Source organism: Lutibacter oricola (assembly GCF_900106565.1).
Classification (GTDB): domain Bacteria; phylum Bacteroidota; class Bacteroidia; order Flavobacteriales; family Flavobacteriaceae; genus Lutibacter; species Lutibacter oricola.
Genome location: NZ_FNNJ01000001.1, coordinates 566,768 through 586,405, shown reverse-complemented (window position 1 = coordinate 586,405; position 19,638 = coordinate 566,768). Strand labels below are relative to the sequence as shown.

Here is a 19,638-nt window from a genome sequence, read left to right as displayed (position 1 = left end):
CCTAATTAAATTTAATAGCTTAACATTATAAAAAAACAAAACCCAACTAAAAATTCAGTTGGGTTAGTATTTATTTAAATTTTTTTCTAATCTTTAATTTACTAAAACAACTTAAACATAAAACTAAACTCATACGTTTCTACTGGAAGTAAATACTGTTTTAATGGCACTGGGCCACAACTAGCGTTACCTAAACCTAAAATTTTAGCATCTAAATTTAAAATCGTTTCCTTTCTGCTTTTTAAAAACGCAGGTCTACTTGCCTTGTCCAAATCGCTTGCATCATAATGTAATGCTGAAAAAACAAATGGTGTATCAGCTTCAATTTTTAAAGCAGATTTCTTATTATTTTTGAAAGCTAACGCTAACCAACGAGCATCTGATCGCGCTCCATTTTCTTGCGGAACTAAATACGGTGTAAATAAATCTGTGGCAGTTGAATTGTAAATTCCAAGATGTGCAGACTCGTTTCTATCAGGGTAATTTTCCTGTGGACCTTTTCCGTACCATTCAACATTTTCTAAGCCTGAAACCAGCCCTAATTTAACACCAACTCTTGGTAAAGTTACCATATCGTCAAAGCCTGTTGGTATTACTTTATTATTCATTTTAACACTTCCGTTTCCTGAAATTTCATAAACACTTTCGTGCTTAAAACTTCCCTTTTCAGATTTATAATCGATAACAACCTCAACGGAAAACAATGAAGAATTTACTTGTTTTGATTTTATTGAAACTAGGTTTTGTTCCAAACTCTTCAACTTTGCTTCAGCCCAACTTTTCTTGAATTTACTATCATTCTCAATCGGTGAACGATACACGTTTAATTTTGGTCCTTTCACTGCTCCGCTTTGAGCAATCAGTTCTTTTTTATTCTTTTGAATTGATGAAATAATCCCTGTATTTTTATCAAAAATCACTTTAAAATTTTTCCCAACAACATCAATTTCATTTACAGTTTCTTTAACTAAAACTTTACCCAAAGCCTTTAATTCTGAAGGTTTCCATTTTTGAAGTATTACTTCTTCTTTCGCTACTTCGTGACCTACTTCAGCCCAAATAGTTGCATTTTTTAAACGATAACTAAATTGAAGTACATACTCTGCATTTTGTTTGAACTGAGGTAGTTTAACTTCAAACTTTCCTGTTTTTTGTGGAGCAATATTTAATTCTGAAATAGTTCCTTCTTTAACTTTTTCTCCATTTTTAAGCAGCGTCCAGCTTCCAACAAAATAATCTAGATTTGTAAAGTAATATTTGTTTTTTATATGAAATACCTGCTTCGAATTTTCGTCTGCAGTTATTTCAATAAATTGTTGTGCTTTTTTAACTTCTAAAATTGTTGGTTTTATAGTTCTATCAGCAAAAATAATTCCTTTGGCACATTCATTTTTTAATTTCAGTACATTAGAAAAATCGCCGTTAACAGGAAGACTATCTATTGGATGATAATCCAATCTATGACTTTCTCTTTTACTTCCATCAGGCATTTTTTCATAATACGTTTGGTTTACCCAATCCCAAATATAACCGCCTACAAACGATTTATTTCTATCTACCACACGCCAATATTCAGCAAAATTCCCTAACGAATTTCCTTGAGCGTGTGCATATTCAATCATTATATATGGTTTTTCGTATTTTGGTTCAGCCCAAAAACTCAATAGTTTCCAATGTTTCTGTTTTTCATCGTCTTCAATAAATGGATACATTGAACTATTCATATCAAAATAATCCTTTTCAGACCAACAATCTGTTTCTCTTCCATCATATGAAATTGGTCTTGTTGGATCAAAACGACGAATATAATCGCTCATCAATGCAAAATTTTGTCCCCAACCGGATTCATTTCCTAAAGACCAAAATATTATTGAAGGATGGTTTTTGGCACGTTCAACCATCGCCACAGTTCGGTCTAAAGCAGTTGCTAACCAACCAATATCACTACCTGGCAAACCATTTCCTCTAATAAAATAATCTGGAGATTCTAAGGCTTCATCCATTACATACAATCCGTATTTATCGCATAAACCATACCATCTAGGATCGTTTGGATGATGGCTAGAACGAACCGCATTTATATTATGTCGCTTCATTAATAAAATATCTTGAATCATTGATTCTTCAGATAAAGTTTTACCAGTTTCAGGATGTGTTTCTCCACGGTTTACCCCTTTAATTTTAATTGGTTGTCCGTTAATACATACTTGTAAATCTTTAATTTTAACTTCTCTAAAACCAAAAGGACTTTGCGTTACCTCAACTGTTTTTCCATCTTTATCAATCAAACTCAATACTACTGTGTACAAGTTAGGAAATTCAGCAGACCACAACTTCGGACTTTCAATTTTGGCTGAATAACTTAAAATAGTCTCTGCTCCTAAATTCCCCATTCGCCAACCCAATGTTGGACTTTTATCTTTAGATTCAGAAATTATTTTTCCATTTTCATCATAAACTGCAATATTTACTTTGTAAGCTTTGGCTACTTCTTCACTATTATTCTGAATTTTAATTTTAGCCTTAAAAACTGCATCTTTATAAGCTTCGTCTAAACTTGAAGTCAAATAAAAATCTTTGATTTGCACCGGAGGTTTACTTTGCAAATAAACATCTCTAAAAATTCCGCTGAATGTCCATGTATCTCCAGATTCTAAATAACTTCCTGTTGTCCAACGGTATACTTGAACAGCCATTGTATTTGTTCCTTCTTTTAAATATGAAGAAATATTAAATACCGAACTTGTCATAGAATCTTCATCATAACCAACCAATTCTCCGTTTATCCATAAGTAAAACGCACTTGAAACTCCATTAAAATGAAGTAATGTTTGACGCTCTTTCCAATTTTCAGGAACTTCAAAAGTGGTTCTGTAACTCCCTACCGGATTTTCATCTGGTACACTTGGAATTTTAATTTTTTCATCTCTTACCAAAGCTCCAAGTCCTCGATGTGAAGGCACACCATAACCTTGACGCTCCCAACAAGAAGGCACAGGAATAGTTTTCCAATTACTATCATCAAATAATGGTTTATAAAAATCTGTTGGTTTATCTGCTGGTTTTGCTACCCAATTAAACTTCCAATCTCCCGATAAATCTTTATAATATGTAGATTCTTTATAATTTCCTTCTAAAGCCGAAGCAACATCTGGAAATACATAATGCGTTGCCGAATGTGGTTCAGTTCCAACGGTATATACTTGTTTATCTTTCCAAAATTCTTGTGCGTTGATAACAATTGTTGGTGTTAGCAAAAACAACAACAAAAATGGTTTCAATAATTTGTTAATCATAATTCTATGGCTATTTACTCGTTAATTCAATGGTTAAAATGATAATGTGCTTACGTGATGCTTATAAAATTCTTTTATTTCTTGAAAATTATTTCGTTCATCAGTCAATGTTTCTAAATATTTTTGGTAATCTAAATTTTTATTAAAAATGTTTGGTATAACTTGTTTATTGTACCGCTCTTTTAATTCTGTAATCTTTTCCCAATATGCAATTGATACATCCAAATGCTGTTTAATTTGTTCTTCTTCAAGATTTTTATCCAATAAAATATGTTCGGCTAACAATAAGGTTGCATTAATTCTTTCTGCAAAAAACTTTTGTAAATAGGCTAATGTTTCCAAATCTGTTAATTCGATTTCTAGCTCTTGATTTGTAGATGCTTTTCTATATTTTTCAAGGTCATTAAGAATTCTTTTAGCATTTTTATTCAAAACATCAACTAATTCCGGCGGAGTTATAATTTCTTCGGAAACAGAATCTTTTCCCAATACATAATCCTGAATATTTATAAATTTTGAAGTATCCAACACCGGACGATTTCCTAACGCTTGCATTGTAATAATGTCAAATTTATTTTTCTTATCAACATTTGAGCCGCGCATAATTGAAGAAAATCCTTCGGAATACAATGCTGCATCCCAAGAACCAATATAAAATGACGAAAATAAATGGTAATAGTCACTTGCTGTTTTCCAAGTTTCTAACAGCTCATTTCCGTATTCAACACCAAACTTTTTATTTAATTGCTGTGCAAATAATTCGTCATCTGTTTGTGTATCATATAGCAATCTACCCCAAATGGAATACCACAACCATTGGCGCTCATACGCATATTTAAATTGATTTTTTGCAGCATTATTTGAAAAATAATCTTTAGCAGGTATATAACATTCGGAACCTATTATGCAACCAGACATATACGATTGTGAGACATTATTTTTAATAAAACGTCTCACAAAATCAGGTTGTGCCCAACGGTGAACAAAAAAGTCTTCGTTTCGAACAGTCCAAAGAACCGAGTAATTTTTTGGTGCAGGGTTCCAATACGTATCTGATAATTTTCCTCCGTGAACTATAAATAATTTGTCTGATGAATGTCCGTGCGACCAATTGTATTTAAAACTTATAATTGTTTCAGAAGGAATACTTAAAGTATCTAACGTTTCGCGAGTTAGTACTTCGGTTATTTTATCGGTGTCACCTGTACTTGCTGTTGAGGCAGATAAAGGAGCTCGATATAGCAGTTTTGCCTTTCGGTTTGCCATTTGCATTCCTTCAATAATGGCTCTGTTTGCCCAATCTCTGCGCTCAGTAGATGTCATTCCTCCCATTCCTTCACCAAGCGTAAGACCAATTCCTGTTAAATCTGGATATTCATTAATTACCTGTTTTATACATTCTCGCGTATAGTCTTCAATTAATTCTGAAGTATAACCTTGCCCCCAATGTTTATCAGTCATTTTATAATCTGAGAGATTATGAGCAGCTACAAATTCATCAGGCAAAAATATATTCCAATTAACAATATATGTTTGAATACCACGCTCTTTGGCCATTTGCAACACTGTTTTCCAGAATTGTTTACGTTCTGCTAGTTCAGAATCACTTAACGAAGAAGCTTCAGGATACTTTTCAGGCTTGATCATATCTGTAAACGGATGCAAATTCCATAACGACAATACATTTAACCTATTTGTAGCCATCATATCTAAAAACGATTTCCAATAAAGCGTATCTCTACAAGTTTCTTCGTGTTGAGAAATTACTTCTCCTTTTCGATATGGACTCCAAGGTAAATTAAATTTTACAAATCGATTTTTCAATGATGGATTAATTGTCTTTTCTTTAAGGTTTTGAAAATTCTTACCAAAAGATAGTTGTTCAGCAACATCAAAAATCCCATACATAGCACCATTGGTATCTTTACCGACTATTTCTAGTTTTCCTTCGGAATTTCTTGTTAAAATGAATCCTTCTGGCTTTAAATTTTCAGCTTCATTTACAGATACAATGATATCGGCTTCCTGCTTTTCAAAAACTCGTTGTAGAATATCAGTATCAAACAACTTTCCTGCGTTAGAAACTGCATATTCGGTTTGAGCATTTTCTGATTCAATAAAAACATTAATATTATGTTGTTTTTTGTTACACGAATTAATTATGATAATTAAAAATAAAAGTTTTATGTATTTCATTTTAGTTGATATTTTAATTCTATGGCTTAATGTTTTCAAAATGCAGCTACTCGTATTCTATACTATTTTGGTAATTTCAACTTAAAATCATGCGAACCTGGAGCAAAATTACTATGAAATACTTTTGTACCGCTTCCCCATTTTTCCCATTCCACTTCAACTCTGTTATCTCCCAAAACAATATTCAGCAATTTTTCTTTCATAGCTTTGGCAATAGATTTGTACTTTTTATCAAACGCTACATTGTTAATTTCTTGTGGATCTTTAGTAATATGATATAAAGCTGGGTCCAAATCTTTATAATTTGCATTTAAAGCCCATTTCATATTTTCGCCGTGTTTAGTGTTAGGACGAGTTTGTATTGAAAACACATATTCGTTAGTACGAATAAATGCACGTGGACCTGTAACTGCATGACTTTCACCAATAACATAATCACGAACTGGTGCTTTCCCTTGTACAATCTTTGCTAAATCTAAACCATCTAAATAACTAAATTCTTCATTTTTTAATTTAGCTCCGGCAGCAGCCAATGCGGTTGGAGCAATATCTACAAACTCTGTAAAATCACTAACAACCTTTCCTGCTGGAAATTTATTTTTATCAGAAGATACCACTACAATTGGGTTATGACTATCAATATCCCACGGAGTAAATTTAGAAATAGCACCATGCTCATTCAATTTCCAACCGTGATCTCCATGAACATAAATAACCATCCATTCTTGTTTTTTCGACTCGCTATATTTTATAAAAGTATCTACAGCATCACCTATTAATTTGTCTCCATAAGCACAAAAAGCAAAATAATCTTGGATCATAGTTTGTTTGTCTTTATCACTATAATTATTAGTGAAATTCCTGTCAACTACTTTTTTCATTTGCTTTGCCATTGCGGTATATTCTTCATCGCTAAGCTCTGGAACTTTATATTTATGTTGTTTAAAACGCTCTCTATAATCGGCAGGTGGAAGCACTGGTGTATGCGGAAAATCATACCCAATATGACAAAATACAGGTTTAGAAGAATTAATTCCATTGTAAGTTAAAGAACCAACTGAAAAAGGTTTGTCTGCATTATTTAAATAATCTTGAAATACAGAAGTATAATAACCATCACGAGTTTTCCCAGCCTTGCGTGCACTTACACCGCCAATAATCATTCCCATATCAAAAGTAGTTTTCTTTTTACCTTTAATTTTACGCAACAAATCGTACTTTTTCACAGTAGCCTCCGCAGTTCCTTTCTTTTGAAAACCCATATCTTCAATTTCAGTAGAAATGTACTCGCGTTCACCATTATCATTAACTATGAAAGAATAATTTTTTGGTTTCTCTAACTTATGTCCATTCACTTCTCTTAGCCAATCACTTCCCCACGCAGTTAAATTTTCTCTTGCTAAAGTTCTAAAGTCTATATCTGTTTGATAAATAGCGTATGGCTTGGTTTTTCCATCTTTTAATGTTTTAATACGTACACCAAGTTTACCTACATGAAAAGTTTGATAACCTAATTTTGCCATTTGCTCTGGCAATGTAGGTTTTGAATGTTCTAATGTATTATTGTGATATTCAAACTCGTAAATTCCAGATCGAAAAGGGTATCGCCCGTAATGCATAGAAGCACGAGATGGCGCACAACCCTGAGCCTGACAATAGGTATTAATAAAAGTAGTTCCCATTTCAGCCAACTTGTCAATTTCCGGAGATTCAACATACCCCAATTCACTCATTTCATTTCCAGTTATCATTTTATTGAATGAACGCACTACATCATAACGATGATCGTCTGTTAAAATATAAAGTACGTTTGGTTGCTGAGCAATAGCTTTTCCTACAAATAGGAAGCTTAGGATTATTAATGTTGTTTTTATTGTTTTCATATATATCTTTAATTTTTTAAAATATTATCATTTACTATTGCAGAATTCTCTAACAATATTACTAGTTATTCTTAACTAAAAGTTGTTCTAATTTTTTAATTGAAGTAATAAATGGTTTATTTCCTTGGCAATGGGTTGCTTCATAATCTACATACAATGTTGGACAACAAGAATTGTTTTTCTTTAAAGCTCTCCACTCGTTCCATTTTTGATCGTAGGTATCTAAAATTAATTTTGCTTCTTCTTTATTGAATGGCTTTCCTTTTTCTAGTTGAGCAAACATAATTTGTGTTCGGAAAATCAATTCTATTAACTCGTATTTTATTCTTCCATAGGTAGTTGAAACTTTTATAAATTGTTCATCTTCTTTATTTGGTAATGAAATACTATTAGCAATGTCTTCCATTTTATACCATTGTTTCAGGTTTTCTTTTTTCTCTTTTAGTACTTTATTTGCAATTCCTTTTTTTACATAAATAGACATATCCTGCGCTGAGAAAAAGTGATCTCTAATCCACCAAGGTTGCATATACTGCATACTTGTTGCCTGACCTTTAAACACTGCATTTACAGATAACAAACACAATTCACGCAGTTTTTTAATGTTTTCTGAAGACATTTTTAAAACCTCTTGAGCATATTCATTAAAAAGTTCTTCTTCTGTTTTTAATGGATTTTTGGCAAATTCTCTGATAATGTATTCATTTAAATCCATCCAGAATTCATTTCCAAAATATGGTCCGTACCAACCGTCTCCCCAAGTCCACGTCCAGATTCCTTTTACCTGCTGATTTTCGTATAAATCACGTAAACCTTTCTTTTCTTTCATTTCCGGCCAACCTTCGGTTACGCCTTTTCCTATGTAATAAGGGTGTGCATTTCTGCCATACATTCCCGCCTGATTGATTGAAACTTCTACAATTTGCTGATGTTTTCCTATGCCAATGGTTTTATTAAACGGAAGGTCTCTCAGAAAATCCCCGTTTACGTGTTTAATGGAGAAATACAAATTTGGATGTGGTTCCACGGCATTTGTAATTTCCAAATACACATCCGGTCTCAAATGAAATTTCTTTTTGATTTTTCCCCAATCCCACGTTCTGTAAAACAACTTTTTGTTTCTTTTTACACAAACTTCTTCTCTTAATAAATTAAGAATTTCTTTATGGTCTTCTGCTCCATAAACCGGTCTGTTTCCGGTATGAAAAGGCGTATCGTGTAAATAGGTTTCTCCAAAACGAATGGTTAATCCACCTAATTCTGGAAATTTTTTAAATATTTCAGCAATTTGAGCCTTTAAAATTTCCTGTGTTCGCGGTTTGTGAATGGACAATCTTCCGTCTTCTTTCATCTCATCACCGTACTTTTCCATTACCGATTTTGGCACTACCAACACATCAGTAAACGGATAAATCGGCATTCCTGTACGTTTGGCATTTTCCAACATTATTCGTACATCGTGAGCTTTTCGCTCAATCCACAATTTTTCAGGTGTATTATCTGGCACTAAATTGGCTTCATAATCATCATAAGTTACCGCACACTGAATTTCAAACTTTGGTACTTGCCCGTTGTAGCCTAACTTTTTAATATATGCCGGTTCGGTATATTTTGTATTGAATCGTGGCTCTCCCGGATTGTGATGCACCATATTCATTAATACTGGATATCGTGGATTGTTTTCCTTTTTTTCTTCGGAATTAGTACAATTTATAAGTGTTAAACTTAAAAGTAATAGAATTAAATATGATGATTTTAATGGTTTCATTTTTTATAATAATTAATTAGTATTAATTAATACAGTTGCTCCTTTTAAACCTTTTGATTTCGCTTTCAGTTTTATGGTTCCGGTTTCACCTTCATTTGAATTTAAAATAGCCAATGCTAAACCGTTAAATACTTTTCGTTTTGAAGCCTGAAAGGATTCTGTTGAAATTTGACTTCCGTTATCAACTCCTACTAACTTTCCTGTTCCTGAAACTTCAAAATACACCTGATTATCGGCTAATGGACAGAAATTTCCGTTTTTATCTAAAATTTCAACGGTTACATATGCTAAATCCTTTCCGTCGGCATCAATTACATTTCTATCTACTGAAAGTTTTATTTGTTTCGGTTTTCCAGCTGTTTTAATTTCCTTATCGTTTATCTTTTTTCCGTTTTTATAGCCTACAACTTTAATTGCTCCAGGTTGATAAGGCACATCCCAACTTAATAAATAAGGTGAATCAAAATGCTTTGGATCGTAACGAAGAAAATCAACTATACGTCTGGTTAAATCTTTTCCTTTTACCTTTTTACCCATTGATTTTCCGTTTACAAACAACTCTGCTTCATCGCAATTGGTGTAACAATAAACAGGAACGGTTTCTCCAATCAGTTCCTTTCCTAAATTCCAGTGTGGCATTAAGTGAATCATTGGTTTGGTGGTCCATTGACTTTGGTATTGGTAAAATCTATCTTTTGGAAATCCCGCTAAATCTACAGCTCCAAAATATGAGCTTCGTGAAGGATAATCTGAATTCCAATGACCATCATTATCTATATTATCCAATCCGCCATAAGGGCTTGTTTCTCCTAAATAATCAAAACCTGTCCAGATAAATTCTCCTAAAATATGCGGATTCTCCTTCTGAAAATGAAATTCAATATCCGGTGGAAATACCCAAACCGGCCCTACAATATCGTAACTTGTAACGTGTAAGGACTTGTGCTTTTTATACTTTTCAACTGGAAAATGATATACGCCTCTACTACTTGCCACACCAGAAGTTTCAGAACCATACAATGCCAATTCAGGGAAATTCTCTTTTAATTCTCCGTATTTTACAGCTTTGTAATTTGCTCCTGCAATATCCACTTGTTGTGCCATATTGTTCATATAAGCCGTTGGATAAGAATTAAATCCTGCTGTTGTAGGGCGTGATGTATCAAAGTTTTTACAAATAGCATTCAATCTTTTCGCTACTTTCCAACCAATAGTTGGTTGCCATTGTTCTTTAATTTCGTTACCAATACTCCACATAATTACAGATGGATGACTTCTATCTCGTAAAATCATATCTTGTAAATCACGCTCTCCCCATTCTTTAAACATTACATTGTAACCGTTTTTAATCTTCGGAATTTCCCAGCAGTCATAAGATTCATCAATTACTAAAATTCCCATTTCATCACAAACCTCTAAAAATTCTCGTGATGGTGGATTATGACTACAACGAATGGCATTTACGCCCATATCTTTCATAATTTCAAGTTTACGTTCATCTGCTCTTTTGTAAACTGCTGCTCCCAAAGCACCATTATCGTGATGTAAGTTTACACCATTAAATTTTACTTGCTTTCTGTTGATAAAGAAACCATCAGAAGTATAGGTAATATTTCTAATTCCGAAGGTGGTATTGTACGTATCCAAGACTTTTTCGCCTTCTGAAATAGTTGTAATTACTGAATATAAATTTGGTTGATACACATTCCACAATTTCGGGTTTAAAATATTGGTAAATGTTCCTGACCACGTTTTTTCTCCTGCTTTTGCAATAATTTCTTCTGAATTTTTGGCAACTTCCTTTCCTTCAGCATTAAAATAAGTATGTAAAACCTTTACTTTTTTATCTTCTGAAGATTTATTTACTATGGTTGTTTCGTGTTGAACTACTCCTTTGGCTTCCGTTGCTGTTGGCGTAGTAATATAGGTTCCCCACATAGCAATATGAACAGGCTCATCAACTCTCAACCAAACCGAACGGTAAATTCCAGCACCCGGATACCAACGCGAAGAATAATCTTCAGGTGTTAAACGAACAGCCACAACATTTTCTGAACCATCATATTTTAAATACTTACTAATATCAAACTCAAAACCAATATATCCATAAGGTCTGTGTCCAACCTTATTTCCGTTTACCCAAACGTGGGTATTGTACATGGCGCCTTCGAACTCTATTCTAACAACTTTTCCTTTTGATGAAGCTGGCATTGCAAAATGTTTACGATACCAACCTGTACCGTGAACAGGTAATGCTCCCATACGACAATCGTATTTACTATCAAAAGGTCCTTCAATTGCCCAATCGTGTGGTAAATTTAGCTTTCGCCAATCAGTATCATTAAACTTTGGTTGTTCTGCTCCTTCAGCAATATCATTATAGAAAAGCCAATTTTTATTAAAGTTTTCTTCAGAAGAATATTGAGAGTATACGCTAAAGGCGAATACTAAAGTGAATATGCTTAAAAATATATGTTTCATATCTTGATTTCTATTTTTAAATGATCTTTGTTTTTTTTCCTACAATTCGGTATTTATTAAGTTCCTAGATAGAAAAAGATGCCTCTATTCTGCTATCTTTGTCTTATTTGTTATTTATATCCCCAATCGTACATTTCTATTGTATAACCTGCTTCTTTCTTTTTTTGAAGGAGAAGCTTATTAAGTCGTTTCTTAATCTCTGCATATTTAGGATTCTCTGCTAGGTTTTTAAATTCACCAGGATCACTTTTTAAATCATACATTTCAAATCCTCCATCTCCATGTTTCCAATGGGTAAATCTCCAGTTATCGGTTCTTATAGTTGCACCTCCAGCATTACATGTGGTAAAAGCAATGTCTTTTTTCCACTTCTTAGATTTAGTGTTTCTTAATAAAGGAACTAGACTTTTACCTTGTAATTCTTTAGGAGCATTAACTTCAGTCAATTCTGTTAGGGTAGGATACAAATCTATAAGCTCAGTAATTTTATGAGTTGATTTCCCTCTTTGAGATTTCATCCATGGAACATGAATCATAAACGGTACACGAATGGCTTCTTCAAATAGGTGTGGTTTTTGAAATTTATGATGTTCACCTAATAAATAACCATGGTCACTACAAAAAACTACAATAGTATTTCTATCAAGATCCAACTTTTCTAATGTATCTAATATTCGTCCTACTTGTGCATCCATATAGGAAATACTTGCGTAATAAGCCTCTAAAAGACCTTTATGACCTTCAGGTGTAACGCCCCATTTTTTATTGGTATTTCTGTTTCGATAAATTTCAGGCAGGTCATCTAAATCATCTTTGGGTACAACAGGTAGAATCATTTCATCACGATTATATAAATCAAAATACTTTTTGGGAGCTACCAACGGAACATGAGGACGTATCATTCCTACTGCTAAGAAAAAAGGACGATTTTTTAATTTATGAAGCATTTCAATAGCTTTATCGGCGGCCATTCCATCAACATGGTCCGAATCATCCCCTTCGGCTATCAAACCATTAAATTTTTGATGTCCATCGTGTTTAGGAGACCAATTTGTTAATTGTCCTTTTGCATTGTGTTCTAGTGCTTTAAAATTATATGTTTCATCCCATGATTTAGGATCGTCCGCTCCTGAAGTTCCTTGTAAAATATCATAAGGAATTCCCATATGAAATATCTTACTAACACGTGCAACATAATATCCATCATTTTTAAAAGCTTGAGAAAGTGTAACAATGTTCGGCTTCTGCTTTCTATTGATACCTGAATTTTTAAGAACTCCTGTAGAATAAGTATAAAGTCCTGACATAATAGAAGCTCTAGAAGGCCCGCAGAGAGGATGTTGACAATGCATATTTTTAAAAACAACACTCCGTTCAGCTAGCTTATCTAGTTGAGGTGTTTTGCATTGTGGGTGTCCATAACCACTCAATGCTGTATTTAAATCATCAGCTATGATAAAAAGCACATTGGATTTCTTTTCATCTTGAGCATTACTAAAAAAGCTAATAAATACTGTAAAAAAAATAAGGATATATGATTTCATTATTTAGTGTTCCTTTTTAAAATTCTAAAATTATTAGGGTTATTATTTTTTCTATAATTAATTATTCCAAAAATATTTTACAATTTTTAGAGTTTCAGGATAGTTTATATCCTTCTGATTTAATTCTATTTTTTAATGGTCCGTATCTTTAAAATCCTTCGGATACAACTCAATTCGATTTGGTTCCTTAGAAGGAATTATATGCCTGTACTCCTTTTGAATTCCAGCAGATTTCATTATTTGTTTGGCTTCAGCAGAAAAATCTCTTCTAATAAACGATTCCGTATTTTCAACAGTACAATTTGTACCGTTGTTTTTAACATTATTATCTTTTACAAAATTGTCTTTGGCAACAATATCGTGGCAAACATCGGTCCACGTATGCAACCAGAAAATTCCTTTTACCCACGGAATTCTGTTATCAACAACATTGCTCTTAATAGTCCAATATGCCGACCCGTCATCTGGGTAAATACAACGCTGACCTCGGTATAAATAATTGCCTTCCATAACACTGTTTGGCTGTTCTCCCAATGCGTATAAAATTCCTCCATCTTTTAACGCTCTATGCGTGTCTCCAGCTTTGTTAAAACTCATTGAATTGTTTTTTGCCGTTTTTGAAGGTGGAATTCCAGAATTTCCCCACCACCAACCCATAGTGATAGCTCCGTAAGGTGTTCCTGCAATATCATTATGGTTAATATTTACATCGGCGACAAAAAAGGCTGTAATTCCTTCTAACTGACGGAAATCCAGACAGGCATTTCGTATGTAATTATTGGTGATATTGATATGCTCGCAAACCCCTTCCTCCCCTGAAGAAAAATAAGACCCCTCGTCAATTACATAGTGTTGCGGATGTCCTACATTAACAGCATTTCCTAATAAATCGTGAAAATAATTACCGTTTACATTGCTGTTTTTTACATCGTTTACCATATTGATTCCTATAGCTGAACTCAACCCTTCAAAACGATTGTTTTTAAACGAAATATTCTCTGCATTTTTTACTTCAATACTTCCACGCGGAACACCAACACAATTATATTCCGTTGGGTGCCAATTACCATCAGCAACAAATTGAATTGCCATTCCTGTACTCTGTATACCAGCAAAAGCGTGAGAACCTTCTAGTTCCATTAGCTGCCAATGATCGTGAGAAAATTTAATGCCTTCAAAGTGAATATTTTTTACTCTTGAACTGGTTGATGAACCTTCAATACGAAGTAAACCATCGGAAATTGGTGCAATTACTTCCCCAGTAGCCATATCTTCTCCTGAACTGAAATAATACAGGGTTTGAGCTTGCTTATCGAAATAAAATTCTCCTGGAGCATCTAAAAATTCATAGGCGTTTCGGATAACAAATTCATCGTTGTATTTAATCTTTCCTGCCCACGCCATACTGGTGGCAATGATACCGTAAGGTTGTTGTAATTTTAAAATAGTGGTATCTGCCACTTGCTGAACATCTCTAATGCATAAAATCTTTTCAGTCCATACATTATTTTGTACCAATTCAACATCTTCGGGATTTTTGTAGTTACGTACATCTTCGGTTTTAAATAAAATTCCATCAATGCCTGTACCTGCGTCAAATGCCCATTTTTCAGTTCCTTTTACTTCGTGTTTACCCCAAGAACCCGCGCCTTTTACCGGAACTTCCGTTCCTGCCATCCGCATTCTTTTTCCGTTTACAAAAAGGGTTCTCAACTTGGTAGTTCTGTTAAGTTTTGCCTTGTAAATATTTCCGCTTACTTTTTCCCATCCGGAAACCTTTACGCCTCCACTAATTAGCGGAGCTTCTTTTTTATAGGCTTTATACGAAATTGTATGTCCGTTGGTTCCTGAATCTTTTTCTCCAAATACAATTGGATTTGCTATTTGATAAGTTCCACCGTGAAGGTAAACAACAATGTCTTCCTTCATATTTTTATTCATTTTCGCCACTTTTTTCTTCGCTGATGCTATTGAATTAAAAGGAGTATTAAGCGATCCATTACCATTTTTCGCAGCATTAGGATCTACGTGAAATTCTACTTGAGCACAAATAGCTACGCTTAGTAATAACAATATTGAGGTTAAAAACTTTTTAATAGTCATAATTATCACATTTTATTTTTTAATCATTCCAATGCTTTTCAACAATAGCCTCAATTTTTGGATAATCCTTATCCGTTTCGTTTAATTCTTTTCGCTGCTTTTTAAGTTCTTCTTTTAATTCAGCAATAATTTTTTGATATGCAGGATCATTATAACGGTTATGCGTTTCTTGAGGGTCATTTTTTAAATCGTAAAATTCCCAAGTATGAGGTGTTTCTTTCTCTTCACCGTGATACGTTTTCGCCCAATAATGTTTTTTGTGTTCTTCTTCAGGCAAATAGTGTTTTCCGTAGAAAAACATTAGTTTATAATCTTTTGAACGAACTCCAAAATGAGCAGGTACATAATGATGCACAATGTGCATCCAATAACGATAATAAGTAGCCGTTCTCCATTTTTTTTCAGTTTTACCTTTAATTGTATTAATAAAACTATGGCCTTGCATATATTTTGGAGTTTTACCACCAGCTAACTCAATTATTGTTGGAGCAAAATCGGTATTGTTAATTAGCAATTCTGAAATAGTTCCAGCTTTAATCATTTTTGGATAATACATTATAAATGGCATTCGCATAGATTCTTCATACATCCAACGTTTATCCTGAAAATCGTGTTCTCCTAACATCATTCCTTGATCGGAAGTGTAAATAATAATGGTATTTTCCAACAAATTTTCTTTTTTCAGAAAATCAATTAAACGTCCAATATTATCGTCAATCCCTTTTACGCAACGTAGATAATCTTTCATATAACGTTGATAACTTAAATGTGCAGATTTTGGACCGTTCAATGAATCATTAAAAAAATGTTTATAATAGTTACTATACTTATGTCTTCCTGAAATAGAAGTTCCTATATAATTTCTTAAAGAATCGTTTTTACCTCTAGTTCCTTCAGAACCCCAATTTGGTTGGTAATACATACTTGCAGGTTCAGGAATTTCGGTGTTTGCTAAATAATTTTCATACCTAGGCGCATATTCAAAATAACCATGAGGCGCTTTAAAATGATGCATTAAAAAGAAAGGCTTCGATTTATCTCTATTTTTAATATATTCAATTGCCGAATTAGTTATTACATCACTTGAATGCCCTGCACTTTTTACAATATTCTTTGGCCAATTACCTTTGCCTTTTTCATTAAACGTTGGGTTAAAATATTTTCCTTGACTTGGTAAGGTTTTGTAATAATCAAAATTTACAGGTTCATTTTTCAAATGCCATTTACCTATAACCGCAGTTTTGTAACCCAATTTTTTAAGTTCTATAGGTAGAAATTGCTTTTCGGTATCTAATTTATGATCTAAATCCAACACATTATTTGTTTGTGGATATTGACCTGTTATAATTGAAGCTCTACTTGGTGTACAAATTGAATTGTTGCAAAAAACATTTTTAAAAAGCATTCCTTCGGAAGCCAATTTATCTAACTTAGGAGTCATGTTTAAATTTTCTAAACGACCTCCATAAGCTCCAATGGCGTGTGATGCGTGATCGTCAGACATTATGTAAATAATATTGGGTTGCTTACTTTGTGCTTTTACACCAATTACTGAAAATATAACAGACAAAAATACAATGACTGTTAACAATTTTTTAATCAAATTAATATTACTCACCATTTAGATATTTCGCCGTTATTAAGTTATTGGAAAGATTAACTACATTTCGTCTCAACACAAATTTAATGGTATAAACAGCATCTATTGACTTCAATTGGTTTAAAAACGGAAAATTAACCGAAAAATTAACGGTTAATTTTGTTGGTATTCTTAAGAAAGAATTTCATATTTTTACAGCTATGAGCAACCATCTTAACACAGATAAGATAAAGGAGTACTTACAGAAAATTTGTTCTTCTCCTGAATTTGTAAAATCTACTCGCTACACCCAATTGTTGAAATTTTTAACCGAACAAGCTCTTAAAAATATTCATGTAAAAGAGCAAACTATTGGAATGGATTTGTTTAAAAAAAATTACAATCCAATTAAAGATGATGGTAAAGTTCGTGTGTACATGTTTAACCTACGTAAGAAATTAAAAACCTATTATTCTGAAATTGGTAAAGAAGACACTATTGTTTTTGTGCTTAAAAAAGGCTCATACGACATTGAATTTACGGACCAAAAAACAAACCTTGAACAAAACCCTAAAACAGATAAAAAAACCTCTGTAATTCAGCAAAAAAGAAATTTTTACAAACCTCTAAGCTTCGCACTAGCTTCAGTTTTGGCATTTATTTTTATAGCTCTTGCTTATCAATTGTTCAACACAAAAGAAATCTATTGCTGGGAACCTTTTGTAGCTAAAAATACAACAAACACTGTTGTACTTGCTGACCAAGTAATTATGAATAAGCCTAAAGAACCAAATGGCAAACTTTATACAAACTTTGAAGTTAACAGCGCTACTGATTTTATTAACTTCAACAAAAAACATCCTGAAGATTCCTTAGCGCTTTCAAATTACACATTTTTCACAAAAGCAATTCCTTATTCTTTAATTGGCTTAACTCAATTCTTTTCTGAATATAACACTTCATTAACACCTCAAAACGAAAGTGAATTAAAATATGATGTTGTTAAAAGAGGAAATATTATTTATTTAGGGCAGCCAAAAACTATGAGTTTATCCAAAGAAATTTTCCTTAAAAACAGTAACATTTTTGAATGTAATCCTAATTATTTTACAAGTTCTAAAAATGGAAAGCTAACAACTTACAAACCTAAATACGGCGATAATATTCGTATGGAATATGCAATGGTATCGTATTTTCAATTAAACAGTGGTCATAAAGCTCTTTATTTCGCTTCTAATCATGACATTGGTGTAATGGCAACAGTTGCACATTTTACAAACCTAGATTTACTTGAAAAATTTTACAAAAAACTCCCTTCAAAAGATTCATATTTTAATGCTTTATTTAAAGTTGAAGGTTTAAACCGTTTAGATACTAATTGTGAATTGGTTGAGCTAGAGATTATTGAATAATCATCTAAACGTATTATTTCTTTTTATCCAATAATACAAATTCCATATCATAAGATTTTCGTTTCCATCCAGTAACTTTAAATAACGCGATAAAATCTTGGTTCTTTTGGATTTGATGACGCTTATAAAATGCTTGTACCGAATCTTTTTGCGTAAAATAATCCAATGCGCTTATAGCTCCACAATCTTGATCAGATAAAAAGAATCGCATTTCATTTCCTGAGGGCATTGCAATTTTTGCAACAATGGTATAATCTATAATTTTCTCATTGTGAGAAACTATATCTCCGTACACCGTTTTTTGTTTTGTTTCAGGGTCAATCCGCTCCAGACGCTGACTCTTAAAGGTATATTGAGGAAACTTTTCAACTAAAATATTTTTTAAAACACCCATAGATTTTGATTGTCCAAAATACACCAAATTATCTTTTTCAAGTTGAGAAACACTCCATTCAGAAACTTGAGTTATATCAAAATCATAATCGTGTTTCCCAAAAAACTCTGAAACAGTTCTACTACAATACGGAGCCATCCAATTGAAATAATGATGTTTACTAGGTGTTAATTTCCCTGATTGCTCAGGATGTTTTTCAATATATTTTTTTAATTCTTCTTCTGAATTGATTTCGTAATCTCTTATAATTCCTTTTTCACTAGTAGAAATTGGGCCTTCAATGGTAAAATAATCACCAAAAATTACAGTGGTTTGAAAACCATTTTTTATTAATGATTTCCAAAAGTTATCAATTGATTTTGTATAAGTTAAAGCTATTATAACAGTAGCAAGTATCAAAAACAAAATGGCAGACAACCGCTTTCTATTAAACTTTTTACCTGAAGTTTCTTTCTTCTGAAATTCTTCAAAGCGAACTTTATACTGACCTTTAGCTATGGTAAAAACAATTTCTTCTGAAGTTGCAATATTTTTATAGTACTCAGCTAATTTCTTCCGAAGATGATAAATATAAACCCGAACTTTATTGTCTGATTTAATCGGGTCGTATTTTTTTCCGAAAAACTCCGTTCCAATAGTGGTTTCTTTAATGTCTTTATCTTCTATAGAAGATTCTACTAAAAACCGCAACAACCTAACATTTATTTTCGATCTTGAAAATAACTTATCTGAAAGAATTTTTTCAAGTTGGACGTGTATTTGGTCTTTTTTAAACTTCATATTACAGGTAAAACATTCAAAAATACTGAACAATTTTCACTTTTCCGAATTAAAACACCCACAAAAACAAAAACCCATAAAACACTACTAAACAATAAGATACACTCACTTTTAAACGGTTAAAAAACGTAATTTCAAACGTTTAAAACCACTAAGCCAATTTCGATTTTATAAATTTGACTTAATACCTGAAAATAAATCA

10 protein-coding genes are annotated in these 19,638 nt (G+C 32.7%); 1 reads left to right on the top strand and 9 read right to left on the bottom strand.

From position 1 onward, the window contains the following. Nucleotides 1–101 precede the first annotated feature (101 nt). From BLU40_RS02340 to BLU40_RS02305, 8 genes are all read right to left on the bottom strand, one after another. Entirely contained in the window at nt 102–3,296 is a 3,195-nt protein-coding gene (locus tag BLU40_RS02340) for a glycoside hydrolase family 2 TIM barrel-domain containing protein (RefSeq protein WP_090119326.1), read from the bottom strand. A 33-nt stretch (nt 3,297–3,329) separates the two neighbouring features. Beyond that, nucleotides 3,330–5,492, bottom strand: coding sequence for a hypothetical protein (locus tag BLU40_RS02335; protein ID WP_090119325.1), 2,163 nt, complete (start codon nt 5,490–5,492; stop codon nt 3,330–3,332). Between the two features lie 62 nt (nt 5,493–5,554). After that, entirely contained in the window at nt 5,555–7,375 is a 1,821-nt protein-coding gene (locus BLU40_RS02330; RefSeq protein ID WP_090119323.1) for a sulfatase-like hydrolase/transferase, read from the bottom strand. A gap of 61 nt (nt 7,376–7,436) precedes the next feature. Further along, complete coding sequence (locus tag BLU40_RS02325) at nt 7,437–9,143, bottom strand: hypothetical protein (RefSeq protein ID WP_245729879.1); 1,707 nt, start codon at nt 9,141–9,143, stop codon at nt 7,437–7,439. Nucleotides 9,144–9,155: 12 nt separating this feature from the next. Next, on the bottom strand, nt 9,156–11,624 hold the full coding sequence (locus tag BLU40_RS02320; protein ID WP_090119321.1) for a glycoside hydrolase family 2 TIM barrel-domain containing protein: 2,469 nt from the start codon (nt 11,622–11,624) through the stop codon (nt 9,156–9,158). Nucleotides 11,625–11,734: 110 nt separating this feature from the next. Beyond that, on the bottom strand, nt 11,735–13,168 hold the full coding sequence (locus BLU40_RS02315; RefSeq protein ID WP_090119319.1) for a sulfatase: 1,434 nt from the start codon (nt 13,166–13,168) through the stop codon (nt 11,735–11,737). Nucleotides 13,169–13,300: 132 nt separating this feature from the next. Further along, a complete protein-coding gene (locus tag BLU40_RS02310) occupies nt 13,301–15,271 on the bottom strand; it encodes a right-handed parallel beta-helix repeat-containing protein (RefSeq protein WP_090119317.1) in 1,971 nt (656 codons plus the stop codon). Between the two features lie 19 nt (nt 15,272–15,290). Next, nucleotides 15,291–16,841 carry a sulfatase family protein gene (locus BLU40_RS02305; protein WP_245729878.1) on the bottom strand — a complete coding sequence of 517 codons (1,551 nt, stop codon included), beginning with the start codon at nt 16,839–16,841 and terminating at the stop codon, nt 15,291–15,293. Nucleotides 16,842–17,071: 230 nt separating this feature from the next. Between BLU40_RS02305 and BLU40_RS02300 the strand changes: the two genes are divergently transcribed. Beyond that, a complete protein-coding gene (locus BLU40_RS02300) occupies nt 17,072–18,262 on the top strand; it encodes a hypothetical protein (protein ID WP_139170908.1) in 1,191 nt (396 codons plus the stop codon). 13 nt (nt 18,263–18,275) lie between these two features. On the opposite strand, the gene BLU40_RS02295 is transcribed toward BLU40_RS02300, so the two are convergent. Next, a complete protein-coding gene (locus tag BLU40_RS02295; protein WP_090119310.1) occupies nt 18,276–19,436 on the bottom strand; it encodes a hypothetical protein in 1,161 nt (386 codons plus the stop codon). Nucleotides 19,437–19,638: the final 202 nt, after the last annotated feature.

Bases quoted from the DNA above. Each gene is read 5' to 3' on its own strand.
- BLU40_RS02340 (WP_090119326.1), bottom strand. From the start codon at position 3,296: ATGATTAACAAATTATTGAAACCATTTTTGTTGTTGTTTTTGCTAACA.
- BLU40_RS02300 (WP_139170908.1), top strand. From the start codon at position 17,072: ATGAGCAACCATCTTAACACAGATAAGATAAAGGAGTACTTACAGAAA.
- BLU40_RS02310 (WP_090119317.1), bottom strand. From the start codon at position 15,271: ATGACTATTAAAAAGTTTTTAACCTCAATATTGTTATTACTAAGCGTA.
- BLU40_RS02295 (WP_090119310.1), bottom strand. From the start codon at position 19,436: ATGAAGTTTAAAAAAGACCAAATACACGTCCAACTTGAAAAAATTCTT.
- BLU40_RS02320 (WP_090119321.1), bottom strand. From the start codon at position 11,624: ATGAAACATATATTTTTAAGCATATTCACTTTAGTATTCGCCTTTAGC.
- BLU40_RS02325 (WP_245729879.1), bottom strand. From the start codon at position 9,143: ATGAAACCATTAAAATCATCATATTTAATTCTATTACTTTTAAGTTTA.
- BLU40_RS02330 (WP_090119323.1), bottom strand. From the start codon at position 7,375: ATGAAAACAATAAAAACAACATTAATAATCCTAAGCTTCCTATTTGTA.
- BLU40_RS02315 (WP_090119319.1), bottom strand. From the start codon at position 13,168: ATGAAATCATATATCCTTATTTTTTTTACAGTATTTATTAGCTTTTTT.
- BLU40_RS02335 (WP_090119325.1), bottom strand. From the start codon at position 5,492: ATGAAATACATAAAACTTTTATTTTTAATTATCATAATTAATTCGTGT.